This is a genomic window from Pseudarthrobacter sp. PvP004, assembly GCF_017876035.1.
Lineage (GTDB): Bacteria > Actinomycetota > Actinomycetes > Actinomycetales > Micrococcaceae > Arthrobacter > Arthrobacter aurescens_A.
Genome location: NZ_JAGINL010000001.1, coordinates 958,456 through 982,803, shown reverse-complemented (window position 1 = coordinate 982,803; position 24,348 = coordinate 958,456). Strand labels below are relative to the sequence as shown.

18 protein-coding genes are annotated in these 24,348 nt (G+C 62.2%); 4 read left to right on the top strand and 14 right to left on the bottom strand.

Going from position 1 to position 24,348, the window contains the following annotated elements; genetic code table 11:
• Window positions 1-12: 12 nt before the first annotated feature.
• The gene (gene ffh / locus J3A64_RS04435) at window positions 13-1,593 is read right to left on the bottom strand and encodes a signal recognition particle protein (RefSeq protein ID WP_210063699.1); all 1,581 of its coding nucleotides are present in this window, start codon (window positions 1,591-1,593) and stop codon (window positions 13-15) included.
• A gap of 30 nt (window positions 1,594-1,623) precedes the next feature.
• On the opposite strand from ffh, the gene J3A64_RS04430 reads away from it, so the two are divergent.
• Window positions 1,624-3,162 carry a glucose-6-phosphate dehydrogenase gene (locus J3A64_RS04430; protein WP_286176164.1) on the top strand — a complete coding sequence of 513 codons (1,539 nt, stop codon included), beginning with the start codon at window positions 1,624-1,626 and terminating at the stop codon, window positions 3,160-3,162.
• A gap of 73 nt (window positions 3,163-3,235) precedes the next feature.
• Here J3A64_RS04430 and J3A64_RS04425 read toward each other — a convergent pair whose 3' ends face one another.
• Together J3A64_RS04425 and J3A64_RS04420 are read right to left on the bottom strand one after the other, a co-directional pair.
• Window positions 3,236-3,574 carry a P-II family nitrogen regulator gene (locus J3A64_RS04425; RefSeq protein ID WP_011775128.1) on the bottom strand — a complete coding sequence of 113 codons (339 nt, stop codon included), beginning with the start codon at window positions 3,572-3,574 and terminating at the stop codon, window positions 3,236-3,238.
• Window positions 3,571-4,899: an ammonium transporter gene (locus J3A64_RS04420; RefSeq protein ID WP_014922087.1), complete on the bottom strand. Its 1,329-nt coding sequence runs from the start codon at window positions 4,897-4,899 to the stop codon at window positions 3,571-3,573. Before J3A64_RS04420 ends, J3A64_RS04425 begins: the two co-directional genes overlap by 4 nt.
• A 264-nt stretch (window positions 4,900-5,163) precedes the next feature.
• On the opposite strand from J3A64_RS04420, the gene J3A64_RS04415 reads away from it, so the two are divergent.
• The gene (locus tag J3A64_RS04415) at window positions 5,164-6,393 is read left to right on the top strand and encodes an MFS transporter (protein ID WP_210063697.1); all 1,230 of its coding nucleotides are present in this window, start codon (window positions 5,164-5,166) and stop codon (window positions 6,391-6,393) included.
• A gap of 56 nt (window positions 6,394-6,449) precedes the next feature.
• Here the strand turns inward: J3A64_RS04415 and ftsY are convergent, their stop codons facing one another.
• Window positions 6,450-7,655: a signal recognition particle-docking protein FtsY gene (gene ftsY, locus J3A64_RS04410; RefSeq protein WP_141285266.1), complete on the bottom strand. Its 1,206-nt coding sequence runs from the start codon at window positions 7,653-7,655 to the stop codon at window positions 6,450-6,452.
• A gap of 20 nt (window positions 7,656-7,675) precedes the next feature.
• Window positions 7,676-11,254 (bottom strand): chromosome segregation protein SMC, encoded by a 3,579-nt coding sequence (gene smc / locus J3A64_RS04405; protein WP_210066052.1) that lies wholly within the window; start codon window positions 11,252-11,254, stop codon window positions 7,676-7,678.
• Window positions 11,255-11,601: 347 nt separating this feature from the next.
• On the opposite strand from smc, the gene J3A64_RS04400 reads away from it, so the two are divergent.
• Entirely contained in the window at window positions 11,602-16,515 is a 4,914-nt protein-coding gene (locus J3A64_RS04400; RefSeq protein ID WP_210063696.1) for a DUF4082 domain-containing protein, read from the top strand.
• Between the two features lie 100 nt (window positions 16,516-16,615).
• On the opposite strand, the gene J3A64_RS04395 is transcribed toward J3A64_RS04400, so the two are convergent.
• The 9 genes from J3A64_RS04395 to coaD all read right to left on the bottom strand — a co-directional run bounded on the left by J3A64_RS04395 (window position 16,616) and on the right by coaD (window position 22,966).
• A complete protein-coding gene (locus J3A64_RS04395; protein WP_210063695.1) occupies window positions 16,616-17,644 on the bottom strand; it encodes a PD40 domain-containing protein in 1,029 nt (342 codons plus the stop codon).
• Window positions 17,641-18,864, bottom strand: a complete 1,224-nt coding sequence (locus J3A64_RS04390) for an MFS transporter (RefSeq protein WP_210066051.1) — start codon at window positions 18,862-18,864, stop codon at window positions 17,641-17,643. Before J3A64_RS04390 ends, J3A64_RS04395 begins: the two co-directional genes overlap by 4 nt.
• Before the next feature lie 80 nt (window positions 18,865-18,944).
• Window positions 18,945-19,652 (bottom strand): hypothetical protein, encoded by a 708-nt coding sequence (locus J3A64_RS04385; RefSeq protein WP_014922094.1) that lies wholly within the window; start codon window positions 19,650-19,652, stop codon window positions 18,945-18,947.
• Window positions 19,649-19,786, bottom strand: a complete 138-nt coding sequence (locus tag J3A64_RS04380) for a hypothetical protein (RefSeq protein WP_159101464.1) — start codon at window positions 19,784-19,786, stop codon at window positions 19,649-19,651. The genes J3A64_RS04385 and J3A64_RS04380 overlap by 4 nt, the downstream gene beginning before the upstream one ends.
• Before the next feature lie 46 nt (window positions 19,787-19,832).
• The gene (gene mutM / locus J3A64_RS04375) at window positions 19,833-20,795 is read right to left on the bottom strand and encodes a bifunctional DNA-formamidopyrimidine glycosylase/DNA-(apurinic or apyrimidinic site) lyase (protein WP_210063694.1); all 963 of its coding nucleotides are present in this window, start codon (window positions 20,793-20,795) and stop codon (window positions 19,833-19,835) included.
• A 6-nt stretch (window positions 20,796-20,801) separates the two neighbouring features.
• The gene (rnc, locus tag J3A64_RS04370) at window positions 20,802-21,512 is read right to left on the bottom strand and encodes a ribonuclease III (RefSeq protein WP_011775138.1); all 711 of its coding nucleotides are present in this window, start codon (window positions 21,510-21,512) and stop codon (window positions 20,802-20,804) included.
• 23 nt (window positions 21,513-21,535) lie between these two features.
• A complete protein-coding gene (gene rpmF / locus J3A64_RS04365; protein ID WP_011775139.1) occupies window positions 21,536-21,739 on the bottom strand; it encodes a 50S ribosomal protein L32 in 204 nt (67 codons plus the stop codon).
• Between the two features lie 33 nt (window positions 21,740-21,772).
• Window positions 21,773-22,300, bottom strand: a complete 528-nt coding sequence (locus J3A64_RS04360; protein WP_011775140.1) for a DUF177 domain-containing protein — start codon at window positions 22,298-22,300, stop codon at window positions 21,773-21,775.
• Window positions 22,301-22,465: 165 nt separating this feature from the next.
• Window positions 22,466-22,966, bottom strand: coding sequence for a pantetheine-phosphate adenylyltransferase (gene coaD / locus J3A64_RS04355; protein ID WP_011775141.1), 501 nt, complete (start codon window positions 22,964-22,966; stop codon window positions 22,466-22,468).
• 77 nt (window positions 22,967-23,043) lie between these two features.
• Here coaD and J3A64_RS04350 point away from each other — a divergent pair, with 77 nt between their 5' ends.
• On the top strand, window positions 23,044-24,267 hold the full coding sequence (locus tag J3A64_RS04350; protein ID WP_210066050.1) for an aminotransferase class I/II-fold pyridoxal phosphate-dependent enzyme: 1,224 nt from the start codon (window positions 23,044-23,046) through the stop codon (window positions 24,265-24,267).
• Window positions 24,268-24,348 lie beyond the last annotated feature (81 nt).

The window sequence follows — 24,348 nt, the reverse complement described above, 5'->3', positions numbered from 1 at the left end:
GGGTTGCAACGTTTACTTGCCGAGGAACTTGTCGAAGCCCTTGGGAAGGTTGAGCGATGACGGGTCGAAGTCTGCTGCGCCCTGGCCGAAAGCCGCACCCGTGGGTGCCGCCGAGGCTGCGTTTGCCCGCTTGGCTTCGGCATCGCGAAGTTCCTGGGCTGCCTTGGCGGGATTGCCGGAGCGTGCTTTCTTCTTCGGGGCATTCTTGCTGCCCTTGCGTCCGCCACCGGGGCCTCCGAGGCCCGGCATTCCGGGCATACCCGGCATGCCGCCACCCTGAGCGAGCTTCTTCATCATCTTCTGGGCCTGGGCGAACCGCTCCAGCAGGCCATTGACCTCGGACACATGCACACCGGAGCCCCTGGCGATACGGGCGCGACGTGAGCCGTTGATGATCTTCGGAGCCACACGCTCGTGGGGAGTCATGGAGCGGACGATTGCCTCGACGCGGTCGATCTCTTTTTCGTCGAAGTTCTCCAGCTGCTGACGGATGTTCTGCGCACCCGGCATCATCATGAGCATCTTTTTCATGGAGCCCATGTTGCGGATCTGCTGCATCTGGGCGAGGAAGTCGTCCAGGGTGAAGTCTTCCTGGTCAGCGAACTTCTTCGCCATCCGGGCGGCTTCGTCCTTGTCCCACGCCTTTTCCGCCTGTTCGATCAGGGTGAGGACGTCACCCATGTCCAGGATGCGGGAGGCCATGCGGTCTGGGTGGAAGAGCTCGAAATCGTCCAGGCCTTCGCCGGTGGACGCGAACATCACCGGCTTACCGGTCACGGACGCTACCGAAAGCGCGGCACCACCGCGGGCGTCGCCGTCGAGCTTGGACAGCACGATGCCCGTGAAGTTGACGCCTTCATCAAAAGCCATCGCCGTGTTGACGGCGTCCTGGCCGATCATGGAGTCGATGACGAAGAGGACCTCGTTGGGGATGATCGCCTGACGGATGCGGCGGGCCTGGTCCATCATTTCGGCGTCGACGCCAAGGCGGCCGGCGGTGTCAACGATCACGACGTCGTGCAGCTTCTGGCGAGCTTCCTCAACACCGGCCTTGGCGACGGCTACCGGGTCACCGGCAGGGTGCTCGAGCTCGGACGTAGCACCGGGGTGCGGAGCGAACACGGGAACGCCCGCGCGCTGGCCGACAACCTGGAGCTGGGTCACTGCATTGGGGCGCTGAAGGTCACAGGCCACCAACATGGGGCTGTGGCCCTGTGCCTTGAGCCACTTGGACAGCTTGCCGGCGAGGGTGGTCTTACCGGCGCCTTGGAGGCCGGCAAGCATGATGATGGTGGGGCCGGTCTTGGCCAGGCGGATGCGGCGGGTTTCGCCACCAAGGATCTCTTTGAGTTCCTCGTTGACGATCTTCACGATCTGCTGGCTCGGGTTCAAGGCTCCCGAGACTTCGGCGCCGAGGGCACGTTCGCGGATACGGCCAGTGAACTCGCGGACCACGGATACGGCAACGTCCGCATCCAAGAGGGCACGGCGAATCTCCCGAACGGTGGCATCGACATCAGCCTCGGTGAGGCGGCCCTTGCCACGAAGGTTCTTGAAGGTTGCTGTCAACCGGTCAGAGAGTGAATTGAACACGCGCCGTGCACTTCTTTCGATGGTCTACGAATGGCGGCCAATGCGGCACGCCAGAGTCTTGACGATTGCCCCCAAATAAAAATGTCTCAACCCAACAAATCTGAATCGACAAGGGGACTCGACTATCTAGGGTACCAAGTCGCACCTGCAAGATGGCATGCTGGCACAGTGACCAGCAAAACGACGGTAAAAACGTTGCTCATCCTCGGCGCGTCCGGGGACCTCACAGGCAGGCTGCTGCTTCCCGGACTCGCCGGGCTACTGGCTTCGGGCCGGGCTCCCGGTCTTCGGTTGGTCGGAGCCGGCTCCGACCCTTGGTCCCCTGAACAGTGGCAGGAAAGAGTCAAGGGCGCCTTTGAAGCTGCCGTGCGCGGGGCCGACGCCACCGGGCAAGCTGCTTTGGCCGCCGTTGCCGCCGGCACGGAATACCACCAAGTGGATGTCACGGCGGACGGACCCCTGGCGGAGCTGCTCGCGACGTTGGAGGGGCCTATTGCCATCTACTTCGCCCTGCCCCCGCACGTCAGCCAGAAGGCTTGCGAGGTCCTGCACAGGGATCAGCTGCCCGCCGGTACACGCTTGGTCATGGAGAAGCCCTTCGGTTCGGGAACGGAATCGGCGCATGAGTTGAACAAGACGTTGGCCGCTTTGGTGCCTGAAGATCACATCCACCGGGTGGACCACTTCCTGGGCAAAGCCACGGTGCTGAACATCCTGGGCCTCCGCTTTGCCAACAGGTTCCTGGAACCAGTGTGGAACCGGGACCACATCGAAAAAGTGGAGGTCATCTTCGACGAGGACCTGGCACTCGAGGGTCGGGCCCGCTATTACGACACCGCCGGGGCGCTCCGCGACATGATTCAGAGCCACCTCCTGCACATCATGGCTTTCCTCGCCATCGATGCCCCGGCCACCATCGAGGAACGGGACCTTCGTGACGCCGTGGCAACGGTCCTGCGGGCCAGCAGCATCAAGGCCCCTTACACCGGCTCGACGCGGCGCGCCCGGTATGCAGCGGGAACCATCGGGGAACGCAAGGTACCGGACTACGCCGCCGAGGAAGGTGTGGACCCGTCCCGAAATACCGAAACACTCGCAGAGGTCAGGGTGGACATCGACAACTGGCGATGGAAGGGCGTCCCCTTCATCCTTCGATCGGGCAAGGCCCTGGGGCGCCGGCGCAAAGAGGCAGTGATCACCTTCCGCCCTGTGCCTCATCTGCCAAAGGGCTTCTCCGGTATGGACTCCCCCAACCAGCTGCGGATCGGTTTCGGTCCGGACGTGCTCCAACTCAACGTCGACGTGAACGGCCCCGGAGACATCTTCACCTTGGACCGCGCCAGTCTGGTGGCCGAGCTCAACGCACCCGGCATGCTGCCCTACGGAGAAGTGCTGGAGGGCATCCTGACTGGGGATCCGCTGCTGTCCGTCCGTGGCGACACGGCTGAAGACTGCTGGAGGATCATCGAGCCGGTCCTTCGGGCGTGGGAGAGCGGTACCGTCCCCTTGGACGAGTACGACGCCGGCAGCGCGGGGCCGGCGAACTGGCCCACCGACGTCGAGGACTAAAGTCAGCGGATACACCAAAAGCGGGCCGGGTACCTTGATTGGTACCCGGCCCGCTTTATGTTGAGTGGAGGACTTAGATTGCGGCTGCGCCGCGCTCTCCGGTCCTGACCCGGACTGCTTCGTAGACATCCACGGTCCACACCTTGCCGTCACCGGCGCGGCCGGTGTTGGAGCTGGCGATGAGAACATCCAGGATGTCGTCTGCCTGCTCATCCGTAGCGAGGACCTCTATGCGGATCTTGGGCAGCAAATCCACGTTGTACTCGGCTCCGCGATACACCTCGGTGTAACCGCGCTGACGGCCGTACCCGCTGGCCGCGCTGACCGTCAGGCCCTGGACCCCGTATGATTCGAGGCCTTCCCGGACTGCTTCAAGCTTTTCGGGACGGACGATCGCTGTGATGAGCTTCATGCCTGGACACTCTCCTTGCCTTCTGCGGGGGTCTTGGCTGCTGCGGGATCGCTCTTTCCAGTCATCGCCTCGTGCAGGGGCTGGAAGCTGCCGCCGTGGCCGTTGACACCGAATTCGTAGGCCGTCTCAGCGTGGAGGCTGAGGTCGACGCCAACGTTCTCCTGCTCAGTGGAGACCCGGAAGCCCATGGTCTTGTGGATGGCGAAGGCGATGATGGCCGTCATGATGGCCGAGAAAGCAATGGCGATACCGGCTGCCGCGAGCTGTGCCCACATCTGGGCCATGCCGCCACCGTAGAAGAGGCCGCCACCGACGCCGTCGGTGGGCAGGGCGATGAAGCCCAATGCCACGGTGCCGATGATGCCGGAAACAAGGTGGACGCCTACGACATCCAGCGAGTCGTCGAAGCCCCAGCGGAACTTCAGGCCAACGGCCAGGGCCGACGCCACACCGGCAACCACGCCGAGACCGAGTGCACCTATGGGACTGACGTTTGCACAGGCGGGGGTGATGGCCACGAGGCCGGCAACCACACCTGAAGCTGCACCGAGGGAGGTCGGGTGGCCGTCGCGGATGCGTTCGGTGATGAGCCAGCCGATCATGGCTGCTGCAGGTGCTGCGAGGGTGTTGATCCAGATGAGGCCACCCTGTTCAGCGGTGGTTGCTGCACCGCCGTTGAATCCGAACCAGCCGAACCAAAGGATTGCAGCGCCAAGCATCACGAACGGGATGTTGTGCGGGCGGTGGTTCGGGTCCTTGCCGAAACCACGGCGGTTACCAATGATGAGGACCAGGACCAAGGCTGCTACACCGGCATTGATGTGCACCACGGTGCCACCTGCAAAGTCAATGGCCGGGCCAAGGGCCTTGCCGATAGCGCCTTCCGGGCCGAAGAGTCCGCCGCCCCACACCATGTAGGCCAGCGGGCAGTAAACCAGCGTGACCCAAACCGGGACGAAGATGCTCCAGGCGCCGAACTTTGCGCGGTCAGCGATCGCGCCACTGATGAGGGCGACCGTGATGATGGCGAAGGTGGAAGCGTAGCCGACCTTGATCAAGCCATCCGGGGTGTCAATGCCTTCCAGGCCGAAGGTGGCAAACGGGTTACCCACGATCTGCAGGAAACCTTCACCGGAGCTCATCGAAGCGCCCCACAGCACCCAGACGACGCCCACGATGCCGATGGAGATGAAGCTCATCATCATCATGTTCAGGGCTGCCTTGGCGCGTGTCATGCCGCCGTAGAAAAATGCCAGACCAGGTGTCATGAACAGCACAAGCGCCGCCGCCACCATGACCCATACGTGACCTGCGGTAAGTTCCATGGTGCACGTTCCTCTCTTGCTAGATCTGCGGTTCAACCGCTGTCCTGACGCCGTTTGCGTCCTGCTTAAGAGTTTTGTGCCGCCGTGTTTCACCTGCGCAGGTTTTACATTGCGGGCTCGTTACAACAACCTCCCCAACGTAAATGGTGCATATCCCCGGTGTTACGGATATGTTTCAGGCGTCGGACTTCACAGGAAATACCCGGTTTTCGACCACACGCACCCCAATAGCCCCAGACATCCCACCTGAAGGACCAGTACCGTATGACCGAGTCGCCCAGATCCGTCAAAGCTCCAAGGATCAGGCCGGAGAAGGCTCCCCTTCCGCGCGACATCAAGGTGATGTTGGCTGCGGCTTTCCTGATCGCGCTGGGCTTTGGTCTGGTGGCTCCTGTCCTGCCGCAGTTCGCCACAACGTTCGACGTCGGCGCCACGGCTGCCGCAGTGATTGTCAGCATCTTCGCCTTCATGAGGCTGGTCTTCGCCCCGGCAGGCGGCGCGTTGATCGGACGCTTTGGCGAACGGAATGTCTACGTCTCAGGCTTGCTGATCGTGGCGGTGTCCACGGCGGCTTGCGCCTTTGCCCAAGACTATTGGCAACTGCTGATCTTCCGCGGTCTGGGCGGGGCCGGCTCGGTGATGTTCACGGTTGCCGCCATGGGACTGCTCATCCGGCTCGCACCACCCGAACGGCGGGGACGTGTGTCCGGTGCTTACGCCTCAGCTTTCCTGATCGGAAGCGTCCTGGGGCCGGTAGTGGGCGGCTTGCTGGCGGGCTTTGGCCTCCGGGTGCCCTTCCTTGCCTACGCCGGAGCGTTGTTGGTGGCTGCCCTGGTGGTGCGCACCATGCTCAGCGGGGAAGGCAATGCGGCGGAGGACGCAGCACCTGCCCCGGCAATGACTTTGAAGGAAGCTCTGGCGGACTCCGCGTACCGTGCCGCCATTTTTTCGAGCTTCGGCAACGGCTGGGTGACGTTCGGCGTCCGCATGGCCACTATCCCACTGTTCGCCGTTGCTGTCCTGCAGTCCGCGCCGGAGACCGCCGCTTGGGCCCTGGCTATCTTTGCCGTTGGCAACGCCTTGGCGCTGACCTTCAGCGGGCGGCTCGCGGACGCTTGGGGAAGAAAGCCCTTGCTGATCCCCGGTCTGGTCATCACGGGCGCGGCCACCGGGGTCATTGGCCTCACATCAGACCTGCCCGCATTCCTCATAGCTTCGGCTGTGGCAGGATTCGGCTCCGGTTTGCTGGGGCCGGCGCAACAGGCCGCCGTCGCCGATGTTATCGGCCGGGGACGTTCGGGAGGGAAGGTACTCGCCATCTTCCAGATGGCGGCTGACACAGGCGCGATCGTCGGTCCCATCGTGGCGGGACTCCTCGCTGACCGCCTTGGCTACGGCTGGGCGTTCGGCATCACAGGAGGCGTGCTCCTCCTTACCGCCGCGGCGTGGCTGCCGGCACGCGAACCCTTAAACCGAAAAACTGACTGGCATTAGTGGTTGCTCTGAGGGCTCAGAACAACCGCTAATGCCAGTCAGTTGGGCAGGCAGCGCTAGTTAAGCAGTGCGTCCACGAAGCTTTCGGCATCGAACGGTGCGAGGTCGTCCGGGCCTTCGCCCAAGCCAATGAGCTTCACCGGGACCCCCAATGACTTCTGGATGGCCACAACAATGCCGCCCTTGGCGGTTCCGTCCAGCTTGGTCAGGACGATGCCCGTGATGTTGACTACCTCCGCGAAGACGCGCGCCTGGTTGAGGCCGTTCTGTCCGGTAGTGGCGTCCAGGACCAGCAGGACCTCATCCACTTCGGCCAGCTTTTCGATGACGCGCTTGACCTTTCCGAGCTCATCCATCAGGCCGGTCTTGTTCTGCAGGCGTCCGGCGGTGTCCACCATGACCACATCGACTTCCTGGTCAATGCCGGCCTTCACGGCCTCGTAGGCCACGGAAGCTGGGTCCGCGCCGTCGATATCGGATTTGACGGTGGGCACACCCACACGCTGTCCCCACGTGGCCAACTGCTCGGCCGCTGCCGCACGGAACGTGTCAGCCGCCCCCAACAGCACGTCCTTGTCTTCAGCCACCAGCACACGTGCCAGCTTGCCTACGGTGGTGGTCTTGCCAACGCCGTTCACACCAACAACAAGGACGACGGCGGGACGGTCACCCTTGCGCTCGACGTTCAACGAACGGTCCATGCCGGGATCCACCAGCTTGATGAGCTCCTCACGGAGCATCGCCTTGACGTCCTCGGGGCTGCGGGTGCCCAGCACCTTCACGCGCTCCCGCAAAGCATCGACCAGCTGCATGGTGGGTTCGGTGCCAAGGTCGGCCAGCAGGAGGGTCTCTTCAACCTCGTCCCACACGTTCTCGTCGATCTTGTCGCCTGACAACAGTGCGAGGAGGCCCTTGCCAAGGATGTTGTTGGACTTGATCAACCTGGCACGGAGACGGGTCAGGCGACCCTCCACCGGCGCCGGTGTATCGATGGCGATGGTCTCGAGCCCGGCGGCGTCATCCGGGACGTCCGTGTCCTCGACGGTTCCGTCGAAGGTCGGGGCCGGGGCCTTTACCGCATCCGGGCGGTCCTCCACAAGGGTTCCGCCGCCTGCTGCCGATGACTGGACGGGATCATTCGCGTCACGTGTTCCGGGGTACTTTGCGCCGGTCTTCCGGGCTTTCATCAGTACCGGCACGAGTCCGCCGACCACTACGAGCGCAGCGAGAATGGACAGAATTATGGGTAGGAAATCGTTCACTCCCCTACCTTCTCATAAAGCTATGCCCCGGCACCGAGCCTCTGGCTGATCACGGTGGAGACGCCGTCGCCCCGCATCGTGACTCCGTAAAGTGCGTCGGCCACTTCCATGGTTCGTTTCTGGTGGGTGATCACGATCAACTGGCTGGACTCCCGCAGTTCCTCAAAAATGGTGATGAGCCGGCCCAAGTTGGTATCGTCCAACGCCGCCTCCACTTCATCCATGACATAGAACGGCGAGGGACGGGCTTTGAAGATCGCCACCAATAGTGCCACTGCCGTGAGTGAGCGCTCCCCGCCGGAGAGCAGCGAAAGCCTCTTGATCTTCTTGCCAGCGGGCCTGGCCTCTACTTCTATTCCCGTGGTGAGCATGTCGTCAGGGTCAGTGAGTACCAACTTTCCTTCGCCGCCGGGAAAGAGCCGGGCAAAGACGTGGTCGAACTGCGCTGAAGTATCAGCAAAGGCTTCGGTGAACACCTGCTGGACACGGTTATCCACCTCTTTGATGATGTCCAGCAGGTCTTTGCGGCTGGATTTGAGGTCTTCAAGCTGCGAGCTCAGGAACTGGTGCCGTTCTTCCAGCGCGGCGAACTCTTCCAAGGCGAGGGGGTTCACTTTCCCCAGCGCCGCAAGTTCTCGTTCGGCCTTCTTCAGCCGTTTTTCCTGCTCTGCCCGGACAAACGGAACTCCCTCGATGATGGCCTCGCCGTTCTCATCAACCGGCGCCCGAAGCTCAGCCCACTTATCGGTGGTGGCTCCGGGTGGCAGTGGAACCGGTTGATCGGGACCGTAATCGGCAATGAGTTGTTCAGCGGAGAGGCCAAGTTCTTCGATGGACCGCGATTCCAGGGCCTCGATGCGGAGCCGCTGCTGTGTCCGGGCCATTTCATCCCGGTGCACCGAGTCAGTCAGTTCGGCAAGCTCCCGGGCCAGGGCATCGTTCCCGGAGCGGACCTCAGTGAGCTCCTTCTCCAGCTGCTCACGCTTTTGCTCGGCAAGGTCACGATCATATCCGGCCAGATCCACCGAAATATCGATGAACCGGAGGGTCTGCTCCACCGCTGACGCGACTGCCGCCGCACGATTCGCCTGGGCGCGTCGGCGTTGCGCCCGACGAGCGGCCTCTTCACGGGCACGGCGTTCAGTTGCTGCTGCCCGCTCAAGAGATGCCGCCCTGTTACTGATTGCTCCCAACTGCTCTTCCGAAGTCCGGAGCCCGAGGCGGGCCTCTGTTTCCAATGCCCGGGCGGTTCTGGCGTGGGCAGCCAGTTCATCCCGTTGATCCGTGGACGGTTCCTCATCCGGAGCTTCCTGGGCCGCAGCGAGGCGCTCCGCCGCGACCTCGAGGTCCAGTTGGGCTTCAGCGATGTTGGCTTCAGCCTTGGCCATGGATGCAGCGAGCCTTTCGCTTTCGCCAACAGCACTGCGAAGAACCGAGTTAAGATGGCCCAAGCGCTCAGCGACCGCCGCCAGCCGGGCATCCGATTCGTGCAGCCGCTCCAAGGCGGCATCGGCGCGGTCCTGCGCTTCGGCGCGGCGCGATTGAGCTCCGGCCAAGGCGAAGCGTCCACGTTCCAGACGGGCCGTGACCTCCTGGAGCCGGGCAACGGCGTCGTCCACTGCTGCCTGAACCTCAAGCAGTGTCGGCGCGGTGGCCGATCCGCCTGTGATGGTCAAGGAGGTCAGAACGTCACCTTCACGGGTGACAGCCCTGAGGCCAGGGTGCTCCGCAATGAGGTCTGCCGCCGCCTCCACATCATCGACGACGGCGGTACGGGCCAAGAGTGCGAGCGCACCTTGGGCAGCGGGATCAGCGATTTTCACCACATCGGCTGCCCAGCGACTACCGGCGGGAAGCGCGGCGTTGGCACGTACGTCTTCCTCGGCGGGTGGACCGCCGGCAAGAAGCAGTGCTGCCCGGCCGGCGTCGTCATCCTTCAGTAAACGCAAGGCTGCTACAGCGCTGTCCGTATCGGCGACCACCAAGGCGTCCGAGGCACTCCCCAGGGCGGCAGCTATGGCGGCCTCATATCCCGGCTCGATAGTTATCAGCGCGGCCAATGAGCCAAGAACGCCCTCAGCCGTCAGAAGACTTCCGGACCCGTCCTTGCGGTTGAGCCCCAGTTGAAGTGCATCACGCCGAGCCGTCAGGGCGTCCCGCTCACGGACAGCTTCCCGCTCGGAAGCTTTCAGTTCCTCGATCTCCGCCAGGACAGCATCCAGGACCTCGTTGGCATTCTCGTAGTCAGCGTCGAGGCTCTCTTCGCCGTCTTCAACGCCCGCCACCTGTGTTTCGAGGGCAGTGAACTCGCTTTGCGCCTTACGGCGCCGTTCGTCACCTGCCCCGAGGGATTCCCTGAGGCGACCACGCTCGGCTTCGGCAGCTTCAGCCCGGGATCTGGCCGCTGCCACTTGGCCTGCCAACCTGGCCAGCCCTTCCCTGCGGTCGGCGGCTGCCCTTAGCATGGCCGTCAGGCGCTTGTCTTCCGCGGCTGCGAGTGCTTCGGCCGAGTCCTTCGCTACCGTGGCTTCCAGGAGTGCGGCTTGTTTGGCAAGAATGTCGTGTTCAAGGGCAGCTTGTTCCTCGCGGACCCGCGCGGCCTGGCGTTCGAGTTGCTCGGGATCGCGTCCAGTATCCGGGGGCGCCTCTGAGGAGCCAAGGAGTCGCCGGCGTTCAGTTGCCAGTGATCCGAGTGAGCGGAGTCGCTCCCTGTTTGCGGAGAGCTGGTACCAGTGATCGCGTGCGGCGTTGAGTCGCGGCGTGGCTTCGGCGGCCTGCTGCTCCAAAGCAGCTTGGCGTCGCCTCCCCGAACCCAACCCGGCCTCAACCACCTGGCGGCGTTCCTTGAGGGCCGCTTCGTCGGCAACATCCTTCTCAAGGGTGGTTGTCAGTTGAACGAGCTCGTCCGCCAAGAGTCGGGCGCGGGCGTCCCGAACGTCGAATTGCACTGTTTGGGCACGGCGGGCTATCTCTGCCTGCTTGCCCAAGGGAGTCAACTGCCGCCGTATTTCCGCCGTTAGGTCACCCAGGCGCGCGAGGTTGGCCTGCATGGCCTCCAGCTTGCGGACCGTCTTTTCCTTGCGGCGGCGGTGCTTAAGGATTCCTGCCGCCTCTTCGATGAAGCCGCGCCGGTCCTCGGGTGTCGCGTGGAGTACGCGGTCCAGCTGGCCTTGTCCCACGATGACGTGCATTTCGCGGCCGAGACCGGAATCGGAGAGGAGTTCCTGTATGTCCAGGAGCCGGCACGGTGCTCCGTTGATGGCGTACTCGGATCCACCCGTTCGGAAGAGAGTGCGGGAGATGGTGACTTCGCTGTACTCGATGGGGAGCGCGTTGTCTGCGTTGTCGATAGTCAAGGCGACATGGGCGCGGCCCAGAGGCGGCCTGCCTGAGGTGCCGGCGAAGATGACGTCTTCCATCTTGCCGCCGCGAAGGGTTTTTGCACCCTGCTCTCCCATGACCCAGGCTAAGGCATCCACCACATTGGATTTACCGGACCCGTTGGGACCGACGACAGCAGTGACGCCGGGCTCAAAGTCGAAGGTCGTGGCCGACGCAAACGACTTGAATCCGCGGACAGTCAAACTTTTCAGGTGCAAGGCGCTTCGGTTCTCCTGGGTGGCCCGGGTGTCTGTATCCAATAAATCTACTGCGGTTTGTGCGAAATCCGCGGATCTGACGGCGGAAGCCCTTGCGGGCGGCATTCCACACCCCTACACTCCTGCCAAGGGTTACTTGGCGGATTTGTTCCTGTAATCCGGCTTCGGCTTGAACTTCTGTTCGGTCACTGCCGGATACGGTCCCGATCTTCGGAACATTCATTCGCCTACCCTGCGTTTCATAACTGAAGATCTTGGTTTGACCCTGGCTGGGGAGCGGCAAGCAGGGCCCGCGCGTAAAACCGCGGACCCGTCTTAGCAATTGGCGTACCACTCCAGGAGTTCTGATGCCCGGTCGTTCAGCTACCCGATCACAGCGAGTCTTCAGGGGATTTCTTGTGCCCTTGGTGATTGGCATGACGGCGGCCCTGCTGCCCCTTACCGCACCCGTAGCGGTAGCCGCTGGCCCATGTGATCCGGTAGTAAACGCCGTGGCCTGTGAGAACTCCAAGCCCGGAAGTCCTCCGTCCGAGTGGGACATCGAGGTTCCGGGCGACGACAGCATACAAGGCTTCTCGACCGAGATGAGCGTCAATGCCGGCCAGCCAATACGCTTCAAGGTGGATACTGACGCGTCAACTTACACCATCGGGATTTACCGTACGGGCTGGTATGGCGGCAACGGGGCCCGCAAGATCGCGAATGTAACTCCATCGGTTTTCCGGCAGAATCAGCCCCAGTGCCGAACGGACTTGGCCACCGAGCTATACGATTGCGGCAATTGGGCGGTGTCTGCAACCTGGCAGGTCCCGGCTACGGCCGTCTCTGGCGTCTACGTGGCGCTGCTAACCAGACCCGACACTGGCGGCCAAAGTCACATAACGTTCGTTGTTCGGTCTGACTCGAGCCGCTCGGATGTTGTGTTCCAGACGTCTGATACGACGTGGCAGGCTTACAACACCTATGGCGGCTCCAATTTTTACCAAGGCGGCGAGAACGGCAGGGCCTACAAGATCAGCTACAACCGTCCAATGGCCAGCCGCGGTGCTAATGCCGGCAGAGATTTTTACTTTGCCAATGAATACCCGATGGTCCGGTTTCTGGAACAAAACGGTTACGACGTCAGCTACATCAGCGGCCTCGATACGGATCGCAGCGGTTCGTTACTGCTCAACCACAAAGTCTTCCTCTCTGTAGGGCACGATGAATATTGGTCTGGCGCCCAGAGGGCCAACGTCGCGGCGGCCCGCGATGCGGGTGTCAACCTGCAGTTCCTGTCCGGGAACGAGATGTATTGGAAGACCCGGTTCGAACCTTCCATCGTGGACGGCGCTGCCGGGCGCACACTGACTTCATACAAGGAGACCTGGTCCAACGGCAAGATCGACCCCAGCCCACAGTGGACAGGTACTTGGCGGGACCCTCGCTTCGCATCACAAGCCAACGGCGGCGGACTACCGGAGAACGGGCTGACCGGAACCCTTTACATGTCCAATTACTCCGATCTACCCGTGACGGTTAGCTCCGAGGAAGGAAAGACCCGGCTATGGCGTAATACCCCCCTGGCGTCATTACCCGCTGGCTCATCGGCAGCCTTGGCTCAACACACAGTCGGCTATGAGTCCAACGAAGACATCGACAACGGGTTCCGTCCGGCCGGCCTCATCCGGCTTTCCACAACGGTAGGGAGCGTACCCGAATACCTGCAGGATTACGGGAACACCGTCAAGCCCGGAACTACGACACATAATGTGACGCTTTATCGCGCTGCGAGCGGCGCCTTGGTCTTCTCAGCCGGCAGCGTGCAATGGACTTGGGGCCTGGACCAGGAACACGACGGCAACGGGGCGGCAGCGGATCCCAGGATGCGGCAAGCCCAGATCAATCTCTTTGCGGATATGGGCGTGCAGCCTGCGACGCGTGCGGCAGGTCTTGTGGCCGCAGCCCCGAGCAGCGATCGGACAGGGCCTACGGTTGCTGTTACCGCACCGGCCAACGGCGCCACAATCCCCCACGGCTCCAAGGTCACCGTCACTGGCACCGCGGCCGACAGCGGCGGCGTGGTAGCCGGCGTCGAGGTTTCCACGGACGGCGGCAACACATGGCACCCTGCCGTGGGAAAGCAGAACTGGACCTTCAGCTACATACAGCAGGGCCTGGCGACTGCCACCATCCAAGTCCGGGCAATTGACGATAGCGCCAACATTGGTACGCCCACCACCCGCAACCTCGTACTCGCCGGACCCTACAGCGTCTTTGGCCAGACGGTTCCCGCCATTCAGGACTCCGGCGACGGTGGAGCCTACGAAATGGGACTGCGCTTCACTCCCACTGTTGACGGCTTCATCACCGGCGTGCGCTTCTACAAGAGCGCGGCCAACACAGGAACACATACAGGCTCGCTCTGGAGCTCCTCCGGCGAGCGCCTGGCCACGGCCACCTTTACCAACGAGACTGCCAGCGGCTGGCAGACCACGCTGTTCAGCCAACCTGTGGCTGTCACGGCCGGGCAGAAGTACACCGTCTCGTACTGGGCACCACGGGGGCACTATGCCATAAAGGACTTCCAGTGGGCGAGCTTCGGGTCTACTGCTGCTCCGCTAACCGTGGCTGGTGGCTTCGGAGCTGAACCAGCAGGCGTCTACAGCACGTCGCAGAGCTTCCCGACTGCCAGTTACAACGGGGGCAACTACTTCGCCGACGCCATCTTCAGCACCGTGGACAACTCCCCTTTGACGGTGTCCGGGCACTCTCCGATCCCGTCGTCGTCCAGCGTTGCGGTTGCCACGAAGGTCAGCGCGGTGTTCTCCAAGCCCGTTACCCCAGCAAGCGTACAGTTGACGTTGCGGTCGTCCGCTGGCCCTGTGGCCGGGACCACTGCTTACGATGCTGCGACCCGCCGCGCCACTTTCACTCCAAGCTCGCAGTTGGCGTTTAGTACGCAGTACACGGCGACGATCGCCGGTACTGACGCGGTCGGCGGACAAGTAGTATCCGGCGGCACTTGGACGTTCACCACAGCGGCCACCCTGCCTGTCCCCGGCTCCTGCCCCTGCAGCTTCTACGATGACAGCGTCACTCCGGGGATTGCCGAGATTCGCGATGGCGTTCCGCTGACGTTGGGCGTTCGGTTCTCGAGCGTTTCGGCAGGCGAGGTCACAGGCATCCGCTTCTACAAGTCGGCCGGGAACACCGGCACTCACACGGGCGCCCTTTACACGGCCAACGGCCAGCAATTGGCAACAGTGACCTTCGCCAACGAGAGCAGCTCCGGATGGCAGACCGCCATGTTCAGCCAGCCGGTCCAGATTACGGCCAACACGCAGTACATTGCCTCTTACAAGACACCTACAGGCACCTATTCCGCCACCGCCAACGGTTTCGGCCCGGGCATGAGTGTTGGGCCGCTTCGGGCAGATGCCGACGCCGGCGCGTACTCGTACAGCGGGGACTTTCCCAATTCGCGGTCGACCGCCAGCTACCTGGTTGACGTCATCGTCATGATTCCAGCGCCTCCATTCACGGTTGGCTCCCATTCACCCCTGCCTGGTTCCTCAAGTGTTCCGCTGGATAAGGCTGTGTCAGCCGTGTTGTCGGAGGCCGCGGTGCCGTCGAGCGTCACGCTGTCCTTGAAGAACAGCAACGGGGTTGCGGTAGCGGGCACCACCACGTACGACCAAGCAACACGGAAGGTTACTTTCGCTCCTTCTGCGTCCCTTGCGGCAGGTATGTCCTACACGGCCACCCTCACCGCCACGGCGGTGTCCGGGCAACCGATGTCCTCCGGTGGTTCGTGGACCTTCACTACCGTTCCCCCGCCACGGACCCCGGGAGTGTGCCCCTGCACCTTGTACCAGGACACGGTAGTACCTACCACCGCCGAAGTGGACGATGGCATGGCTTTGACATTGGGCGTACGGTTCGCCAGCGATACCGCCGGTCAGATCACCGCCATCCGTTTCTACAAGTCGGGTGGGAACACCGGGACGCATACCGGGTCCCTCTATACCGCAGCGGGGCAATTGTTGGCATCAGTGACATTTACCAACGAAACAACAAGCGGCTGGCAGACTGCGACCTTCAGTCAGCCAGTGTCCATCCAGGCTGACACAGAATACGTGGCCGCATACAAGTCTCCGAGTGGCAAATATTCCTACACCGACGGAGGGTTCGGCGCCGGCTTCACCAGCGGTCCGCTCCGCACAGCGCCAGACTCCGGAATGTATTCGTATACAAACAACTTCCCGAGTGACCGTTCGTTTGCAAGCTACTTGGTGGACCTCGTGTTTAGTGTCACGTCTGCTCAGCTAACGGTCTCAGAACAGATTCCGGCACCGGGTGCTACCGGGATTCCTGTGGACGTCAAGCCGTCCATCACGTTCTCGTCCGCCATCAACCCCGGCGCTTCGTTCACGTTGACCGCGAACGGCGCGTCCGTCGCAGGGACGGCTGCATTTTCTGCCGATGCCCGGACCATCACCTTCACCCCAAGCGCGCCGCTCCCCAACAGCACAGCGATTTCGGCCACCGTGGCGAACGTCGTGTCCCAGCAAGGGCAGGCGTTCCCCACCACCACCTGGCAATTTACAACTGCGGCCCCGGCCGTCCAGCAATCCACGATTTTCGGGTCGCTGGTTCCACAGGTCGCCGCAAACTCTGACTTCCTGTCTGTGGAACTGGGTACCGCCTTCACGGTGTCCCAAGCCGGGAACGTGACGGGAATCCGCTTCTACAAGGGGGCCGGAAACACGGGAACTCACGTGGGCTCTCTGTGGAACGCGGCAGGCACCCGTCTGGCGCAAGTGACCTTCACCAATGAGACGGCGACAGGCTGGCAAACTGCCACCTTGGCCACACCAGTGGCATTGACGACGGGCCAAACCTACGTGGTGTCCTACCGGGCACCGAATGGCCGCTACTCGTCGACATCCGGGTTCTTCAACCAGACATGGACGAGCGGGGTATTCACTGCCGCTGGCCCGAACAATGGCCGCTACCGGTACGGCTCCGGCGGAGTCATGCCAACCAGCTCCTGGAATGCCACCAACTACTTTGTGGACGTGGTGTATTCCTCCGCAGCTCCGGCTCAGCAGCAACTGGCCGCCCCATCTCCGTCGCCTACACCCACTCCGACAGTGACTCCGACACCAACGCCGACCGCAACTGCGACAGCGACGCCAACTCCGAGTCCGTCACCGAGCCCGACGCCCAGTCCCACACAAACAGGCGGGCTAGTCTGCGGGCTGTTGCGGGTCTGCTGAAGGCTAGCTGAAAGGGACTGCTTCCGCTGGTGTCCGAACCCCTGAACTCCGGGCCGGGCGCCAGCGGATCCATGCAGTGGACCCCTGATCTCGAGCAGCTTCAGCGGACCACGCTGGGTGACCATGCATGGGCGATGAACAGGCTCGGCTGCGAGTCGGGATCGGTTGCCAGCTTCCAGATGTTGCTGTCCCCGCCAATGGTTTCGTCCGCTAAACCGTAGAGAACGTTCTGGTTGTCGAGCCATTCGATCTGGTCATCGACACTGCGCTTCTCAGCGAGTACCGTTTCCCGTCCCGTAGCGAGCTCAAGCACAGCGACGTTCCAGTGGGCTGCCAACGCCCCGCCGTCGTTCTTCTTAAACGCGATCCGCGTGCCATCAGGCGAGATGGACGGACACTCAACGTTGTCGTGAATGGCAGTCAGGGTCTTGGCGGACAGGCTCCCCCGCACCAGCCAGATGCGCCCTGAGGAAGCGGCAGTAGCGTAGAAAACATCGCTCTGGCCAGGCGCGAAGGTCACACCCCAAATGTTCCTGTCGGTGGCAAGAAGCCTTTCGCCGTTCACCATCAAGGCGAAGTCCTCGAGGTTACCGGAGGTACCTTCCGGAAGGCTGATCTCGGTGGCGGTGGAAAAGCCTGCTGTGGCATAGGAGTGGCCGGAAACGAAAACGGTGGTGGCGATCATGGAACCGTCGGGGCTGATGCGGGTCCTGCTGGGTATTCCCGGGACCGGCCAGACCCGTTGCTGCTCCCAGTTGCGGTTCAGCACAGCAGCCTCGAATGCCGTCACCAATCCCCGGTTTGTCTTCAGGCACACCACGTTCTCCGACGTTCCGTAAACGCGATCGCACTCTTGTCCACTCACCGCCCGGGTGCCATCCGGGGAGTCCAACGGAACAGTGGCGGCGTTTCCGTAGCCTTGGCCTGATGCTGTGTTGCGAAAAAGGATGAAGGGTCCGGCCGGAAGCGGCTGGCTCGCCGTGACGCCCACGGACGAGGCCGCAATGCGACTCTCCTCGAAACGCTGATATGCGCCCACCGCGTAGATACCTGCCGCCACCAGGACCAGTGCCGTGACGGCAAGGAGGGCACCCCACCGCAACTTACCTTCCGCGAGCCCGCCGCTCATGCCTCGTCACTTGCATCCTGAACCGGGGCAACCCGGGCGCCTCTCAGGATGAACGCGACGGCCACCACAGCGCAGGCGAGCAACCCACCGGCCAACACCATGGCCGTTGGCGCACCGACTGCGTACCACAGGACACCGAAACCTGCCGATGCCATCATCCGGCTGAGAGCCACCACTGTCTGCGCAGAGGCAATGCCCGTGGCGAGCTTCCCCGGAGGGGTTAGTTGGCTGGCCAAGGCGGCCAGAACGCCATCTGTGGCTGCGTAGAACGCTCCCAGAAGGACCAGGCAGCCTACAGTCGCCCAAAGCCCCCCGAAAGGTGCCGCCGCGAGGAGGTAGGTTGCCAGTAGCGCAATGTGTCCCGCTACGAACACCGGGATCTTTCCCACCCGGTCCGCCAGCCGTCCCAGCGGAATGGCGAAGGCGAGGAACACCACATTTGTGCCCACGAACAACAACGGAAACCACTGGACGGCGAAGGAATCCCGTGCCTGCAGCACCAGATAGATGAAGCCGTCACCAACGGTCACCAACCCCAACAGCCCCGCAGCAATCAGCAGCTTGCCCAGCCCTGGTTCCTTCAGGTGACTCCAGGAAAAAGCGAAAAGCCGGCGTCCTTCGCGTTCCTCCGTGCCCTTGAGGCCACGCGCCTTGATATCAGGCACCACCAAAGCAAGAACAGCAACACCGATCACGGCGAACGCCAGCGACACCACAAACACCGTGCTGAAACCGTTGGGAATCATCAACAACACGAAGAACGCGATCAACGGCCCGGCCGCGGCGCCGATGTTGTCCAGCATCCTGTGCACGCCGAAGGAACGAGCCAGATGTTCGGGCTGTGCTGAGACCGAAATGAGGGCGTCCCGCGGTGCCGTGCGGATGCCCTTGCCGATCCTGTCACCGGTAACTATTGCCGCTATTGCCCAGAACCCGCCCGCGAAGAGAAAACCAATTCTGGCAATCATGGACAAGCCGTAGCCGGCCAAAGCTATCCGTTTGGGGTGGCCACTGCGGTCGGCAGCCCAGCCGGCCGCAATCCTGACGATCGCACTGGCGCCCTGGTTGATGCCGTCGATGAACCCAAAGGCAATGGTGGACAATCCCAGGAATCCGGTCACATACAAAGGGAGGATCGCGGTGACCGACTCGGAGGAGACATCGGTCACCATACTCACAATGCCCAACCACAAAATGACCGGAGACAAACGGAACGGCACTTCGCTCGATAGTGCCGTTCGTGTTCCCTCCGGCTTGTCCCGTTTACCTCGGTCCGAGAGTGAAATGTACATCGCTGCCCCTAGTCCGCCGCCGTGTGCAGGCTGCCCAAAAGCTGGAAACGTGAGTTGCCGGTACCTGTTGTCGATACCGAAACCGTGACCGTGTCTGTGCCCCGCACGAACCGTTCGGCAACAGCTCCTTCCGCTGCGGGGGCTCCCTCCGACCAGAATCCATGGGCCACCAACGACTGCCGGAAGGACGCCAGGACCTCGGCCTGCGGTTTGGCAATGATTCCGTCCGCTGTTACTTGGAGGACATCACCAGACGTCGATATTGAGGTGGAACCGATCGTTGTTCCTTGGGGCAACGTCAAAATATCGGCAGGCCATCCGTCCACCACTTCACCGGCCGCACTTCCGGGCTCAGGCAAGGTGGTGATCAGTGGCGCGGGGGCAGATGGTTCGGGCAAACCTGTGGGAGTGGCGGTTACCGGCGGGAGGACCTCGAGCGGCTTGGCGGTGGACGGGCCACCCTCCTCCTCGCTGTTGTTGCCTGCGCTGCCTTCGGCGCCCGACGTCGGGCTACCGGACTGGGCGGGCTCCCCGGCACCACCCGGGGTCGGGGCCCCTGAAGCGGTGGCGTTGGAGCCTGGGGTTGGGGCAGAAGACGTTGTGCTTTGGGCGGCCGACGGCCCTGGCTTCCCGGCCATCTGGTCCAAAACCACGGCGACGGCGGCGATCAGCACAGCAAGGCAGATGCCCGCAATGACCAACCGCCGCGCCATCATGGCATGTCCGGGGTGACGGGATTGCCGAGAGGTTGGTACGCCTTTTCACGATGGACGGCGGGTAGAACTGACGCCACCCACATTGTGGTGGCGTTGATCCTTGCGATGGCGATTCGAAGCGCCAAGCTGTTCATGGGGACAGTCTGCCATTGCGACCCCGATTCCGGAACAGTTTTGGCCCTACCAACGTCCATTCCGCGGCCGCGGTTGGCACACCGGGCAGGTATAGGAAGAACGGTTCATAAACTGTTCCCGCTTCATGACGCTGTGCAATCCGATTGCCTCGCAACGGCCACACAGTTCACCGGCACGTCCGTAGGCATTGAGCGACCTGGCGAAGTACCCGGAATCGCCATTGACATTCACATAGAGGGAGTCAAAACTCGTCCCCCCTGCGGCAAGGGCGGCGTTCATGACGTCTTTCACAGCCTCAACCAGGCGCTCGGCATCCGCCCGGCGAAGTGTGTCTGTGGCCCTGGCATAGTGGAGACGGGCACGCCACAAGGCTTCATCCGCATAGATGTTGCCGATGCCGGAAATGACCCCTTGGTCCAGAAGAGCGCGCTTCAGGCCGGTCTTGCGGCCCTTGACCTTCCGGTAGAACGCGTCAAAAGAGAAGTAAGGGTCAAGCGGATCCCGGGCAATGTGCGATGCTTCCTCGGCGATCTCCGGCAGGGGCGTTTCGCCCAGGCCGCCAGGGCCACCGTCGACAGTTGGCACCAAAGCAGTCACGAACAGGCCACCAAAAATCCTCTGGTCCACGAACCGCAGCTGCTCAGGCATCCCGTCCGCCGGGCTGAGGCTGATTCTGACCTTCAGGTGCTTCTCATCCGGCACCACGGGGTCCTGCATCAGCAGCTGCCCGCTCATTCCCAGATGCGCCATCAGCGCCACCTTGGGGAGCTCGTCCGCGGGTTCGGTGTCGGATACGCCGGACATGGCGAGGGGCATCCAGAGGAACTTGCCTCGACGGACGACGTCCAGCACGGTTGCGTGCTCAAGATTCCCGATAAAGTCTTCTGTTCCGAGGGCATGGCGTCGGATGGAGCGCGGATCAAGGACATCAACACCGGTGACGGTACGGCCACGAACCCACCGGGCCAAGCCGCGGCGGACAACCTCTACTTCAGGAAGTTCAGGCATCCGGGTTCAAGCGGAAGAAGGACCGGCAGTAGTGGGATCCAAGGCAGTCAGGGCACGCCAGGCATCAGCGGCTGCTTCCTGCTCTGCTTCTTTCTTGGAATGGCCCGAGCCCCGGCCGTAGGGAGTTCCACCGATGTTCAGTACTGCCTCGAACGTCCTGGCATGGTCCGGCCCGGAGCCCTCCACAGCATAGTGAATGGCGCCCAGTTGCCGGCTCGCCGTAAGTTCCTGGATGCTGGTCTTCCAGTCGGTTCCTGCTCCAAGGGCACCGGCATCTTTGAGCAGCGGGCCCACCAGGCGCATCACCAGTTGGCGTGCGGTCTCGATGTCGTTCGAGAGATACGTGGCCCCGATCAGGGCCTCCATGGTGTCAGCCAGGATGGAGGCCTTGTTCTTGCCGTCAGTCAGCTTCTCGCCTTGACCGAGGTAAATAAACTCGCCGACGCCGATCTCCCGGCCAATACCAGCCAAAGCACGCGTACTGACGACGGCGGAGCGTCGCTTGGCGAGCTCACCTTCAGGCAGCGAGGGGTTCTCACGGTAAAGAGAATCGGTGACCGAGAATCCCAGGATGGAGTCGCCGAGGAACTCAAGACGCTCGTTGGTGGGAATCCCGCCGTTCTCATACGCATATGAGCGATGTGTCAGAGCAAGACGAAGCGTCTCGGTGTCAATCGAGACACCGAGACGCTTCAGAAGCTCTTCAGTTGAAGACATCCTTAGTCAGCCTGTACGGCAGATTAGGCGTCTGCGACCTTGCGGCCCTTGTATTCAAGGAACAGCGCGGTGCCGGCAGAGTCAGTAACGACCTTTGCCTGGTGCGGCAGGCTGTAGGTAACCTGACCGTTTTCGATGGTCTTGACCAAGTTGGGGGCAGTTGCCTTCCACTGGGCACGGCGGGCGCGTGTATTTGCGCGAGACATTTTCCGCTTGGGAACAGCCACGGCTATCTCATTTCTCTCTTAGACGAACACTTACTAATCGGTTTGCCGGTCAGTCTTAGCCAGATCAGCTAGGGCAGCCCAGCGAGGGTCAATGACCTCGTGGTGGTGCCCCGGCTCGTCTTCCAGGCGCGCTCCACATTCGGAACACAGGCCCTGGCAGTCTTCCCGGCACACCGGCTGGAACGGCAGCATAGTGACAACTGCGTCCCGCAACACCGGCTCAAGATCGATTAGATCGTACTCGACTCGACGTTGCTCTTCATCGTCTTCTTCGCCCGAAAGCTCAACGCCTTCGTAGAAGAAAAGTTCTTGCACATTGACCTCAAGGTCATACGCAAGGGGATCCAGGCATCGACCGCATTCGCCGGTTACTTCGACGTCTACGGTTCCAGATACCAGAATTCCTTCGTGTACGGCCTCAAGACGAAGATCCAGCTCGATATCCGAGCCTTCCTTTACGCCAATGAGCGCCACACCAAGGTCACTTGGCGCAGGTACATGCTCGTTGAGTGTCCGCATGGTCCCTGGACTGCGTCCAAGGTCCTTGACTACCAGCGCCAAGGGCGAACTTGCATCTCGCTTAATGAGAACTCCTGTAGAACATATGACCGACGTATCATCTTAGCCTGATCACGCTTGAGGACTCAAACCGACGCCGGGCGCGCGTGAATGCGCGGTGATTTCAGCTTGGGAACTCCGCGCGAAGGCGCAAGGTACCCATCAAGCCTACCCCTTGCGCGAGGGTTCCGTGGGCGGCTCGCCAGCGAGGAGCCTCTTCAGCACCGATTTGGGGACGTACTCGGAGATGTCGCCGCCGAGGACGTTGACCTCTTTGATCAAGGTGGAGGAAAGGTGCACGTAATGCGCTTCCGCAGGCAGGAAGACCGTTTCGACGCCGGTCAACTGGCGGTTCATGGTGGCCATCGGCAACTCGTAATCGAAATCCGAAGATGAACGCAGCCCCTTGACTATGGCTGAGACACCGCGGTGACGGCAGTACTCCGCCAGCAAACCTTCGCCCATGGGCTCCACGATGATCCCGCGCAGAGAGGCCAATGTTTCCCGCGCCATTTCCATGCGGTCTTCAAGGCTGAACCTGTATTTTTTGGCGTAGTTGGTGGACACGGCCACGATGACTTCGTCGAACAGGCCGGCGGCCCGGGCGATGACTTCGAGATGTCCATTGTGAATGGGGTCAAAGGATCCAGGGCATACCGCGCGTCTCATGAGACGAACCTACCCCATGGCTTTGCCGGGATACCATGGCTGACATGGCATCCGCAGGCAAAAGCCCCTCCCTTGATATGAGTGCCGGCACCACCGCTGGTACTGACTCAACACCATGGCAGCGGGCCGCTACGGGAGCCAATCTGCTCTCCCCCGATGGAACGTTGGGTGTGACAATCTTCGAGGAAATGACCACCTTGGCACTGTCCACCGGGGCCATAAACCTTGGCCAGGGGTTTCCCGATGAAGACGGCCCGGCGGAAATCAAAGCGGCTGCCCAATCCGCCATCGCCCAGGGAGCCAACCAATACGCGCCAGGCAAGGGCACTGCCGCGTTGAGGGAAGCCATTGCCACACACCAACAGCGCTTCTACGGGCTTAACCCGGATCCGGACACGGAAGTACTGGTCACAACTGGCGCAACGGAAGCCATTGCCGCCACACTGCTCGCCTTCATCCAGCCCGGCGACGAAGTCCTGACCTTCGAGCCCTTCTACGACTCGTACGGGGCCATCATCGGCATGGCGGGAGGCAACCACGTCACCGCTCCCCTGCTGGCTCCGGACTTCCTCCCCGACCTCGCGGAGCTGGAAGACTCCTTCAGCAGCCGGACCAAAATCGTCCTTTTGAATAATCCGCATAACCCCACAGGAGCCGTTTTTCCGGAACCCGTACTGACCAGGATTGTGGAACTCGCAGCTAAGTACGGCGCCATCATCGTGAGCGACGAAGTCTACGAGCACCTGACATTCGGCGTAAGGCACATCCCGATCACGTCGCTGCCCGGCGCCGCCGAACGCACCATCACCATTTCGTCCGCAGGCAAGACCTTCTCCTTCACCGGGTGGAAAATCGGCTGGCTCAGCGGACCGGCGGAGCTGGTGGCGGCAGTGCGTACGGTGAAACAATTCCTGACTTACAGCTCGGGGACGCCCTTCCAAAGCGCAATCGCCGTGGGACTTGCCCTACCCGATGAGTTCTACACGGGCATTGCCAATACCCTTCGACACAAGCGCGACGTTCTTGCTGAGGGCCTCCGCGCCGCAGGCTTCGGAGTCTACAACCCCAGCGGAACCTACTTCATCAACGTCGACACCGCTCCGCTGGGCATTCGGGACTCGGTGGATCTCGCACGGCGACTTCCCGGGCTCGTTGGAGTAGCAGCCATCCCCGTCCCCGTGTTCTGCCACCCCGAAGGGGCCGAGCGAACGCGGAGCCTGCTGCGGTTTGCCTTCTGCAAGAAAGCGGACGTCCTGGAAGAGGCTGCCGCCCGACTGGCCACCCTCAAGGACCGGCTCTGAACCCGGCAGGCTCCGGCCAGCATGGGGCTACCCGCTTCCTCAGAACCACAGGACAGCACGCCACCATCGAGACGGACACCC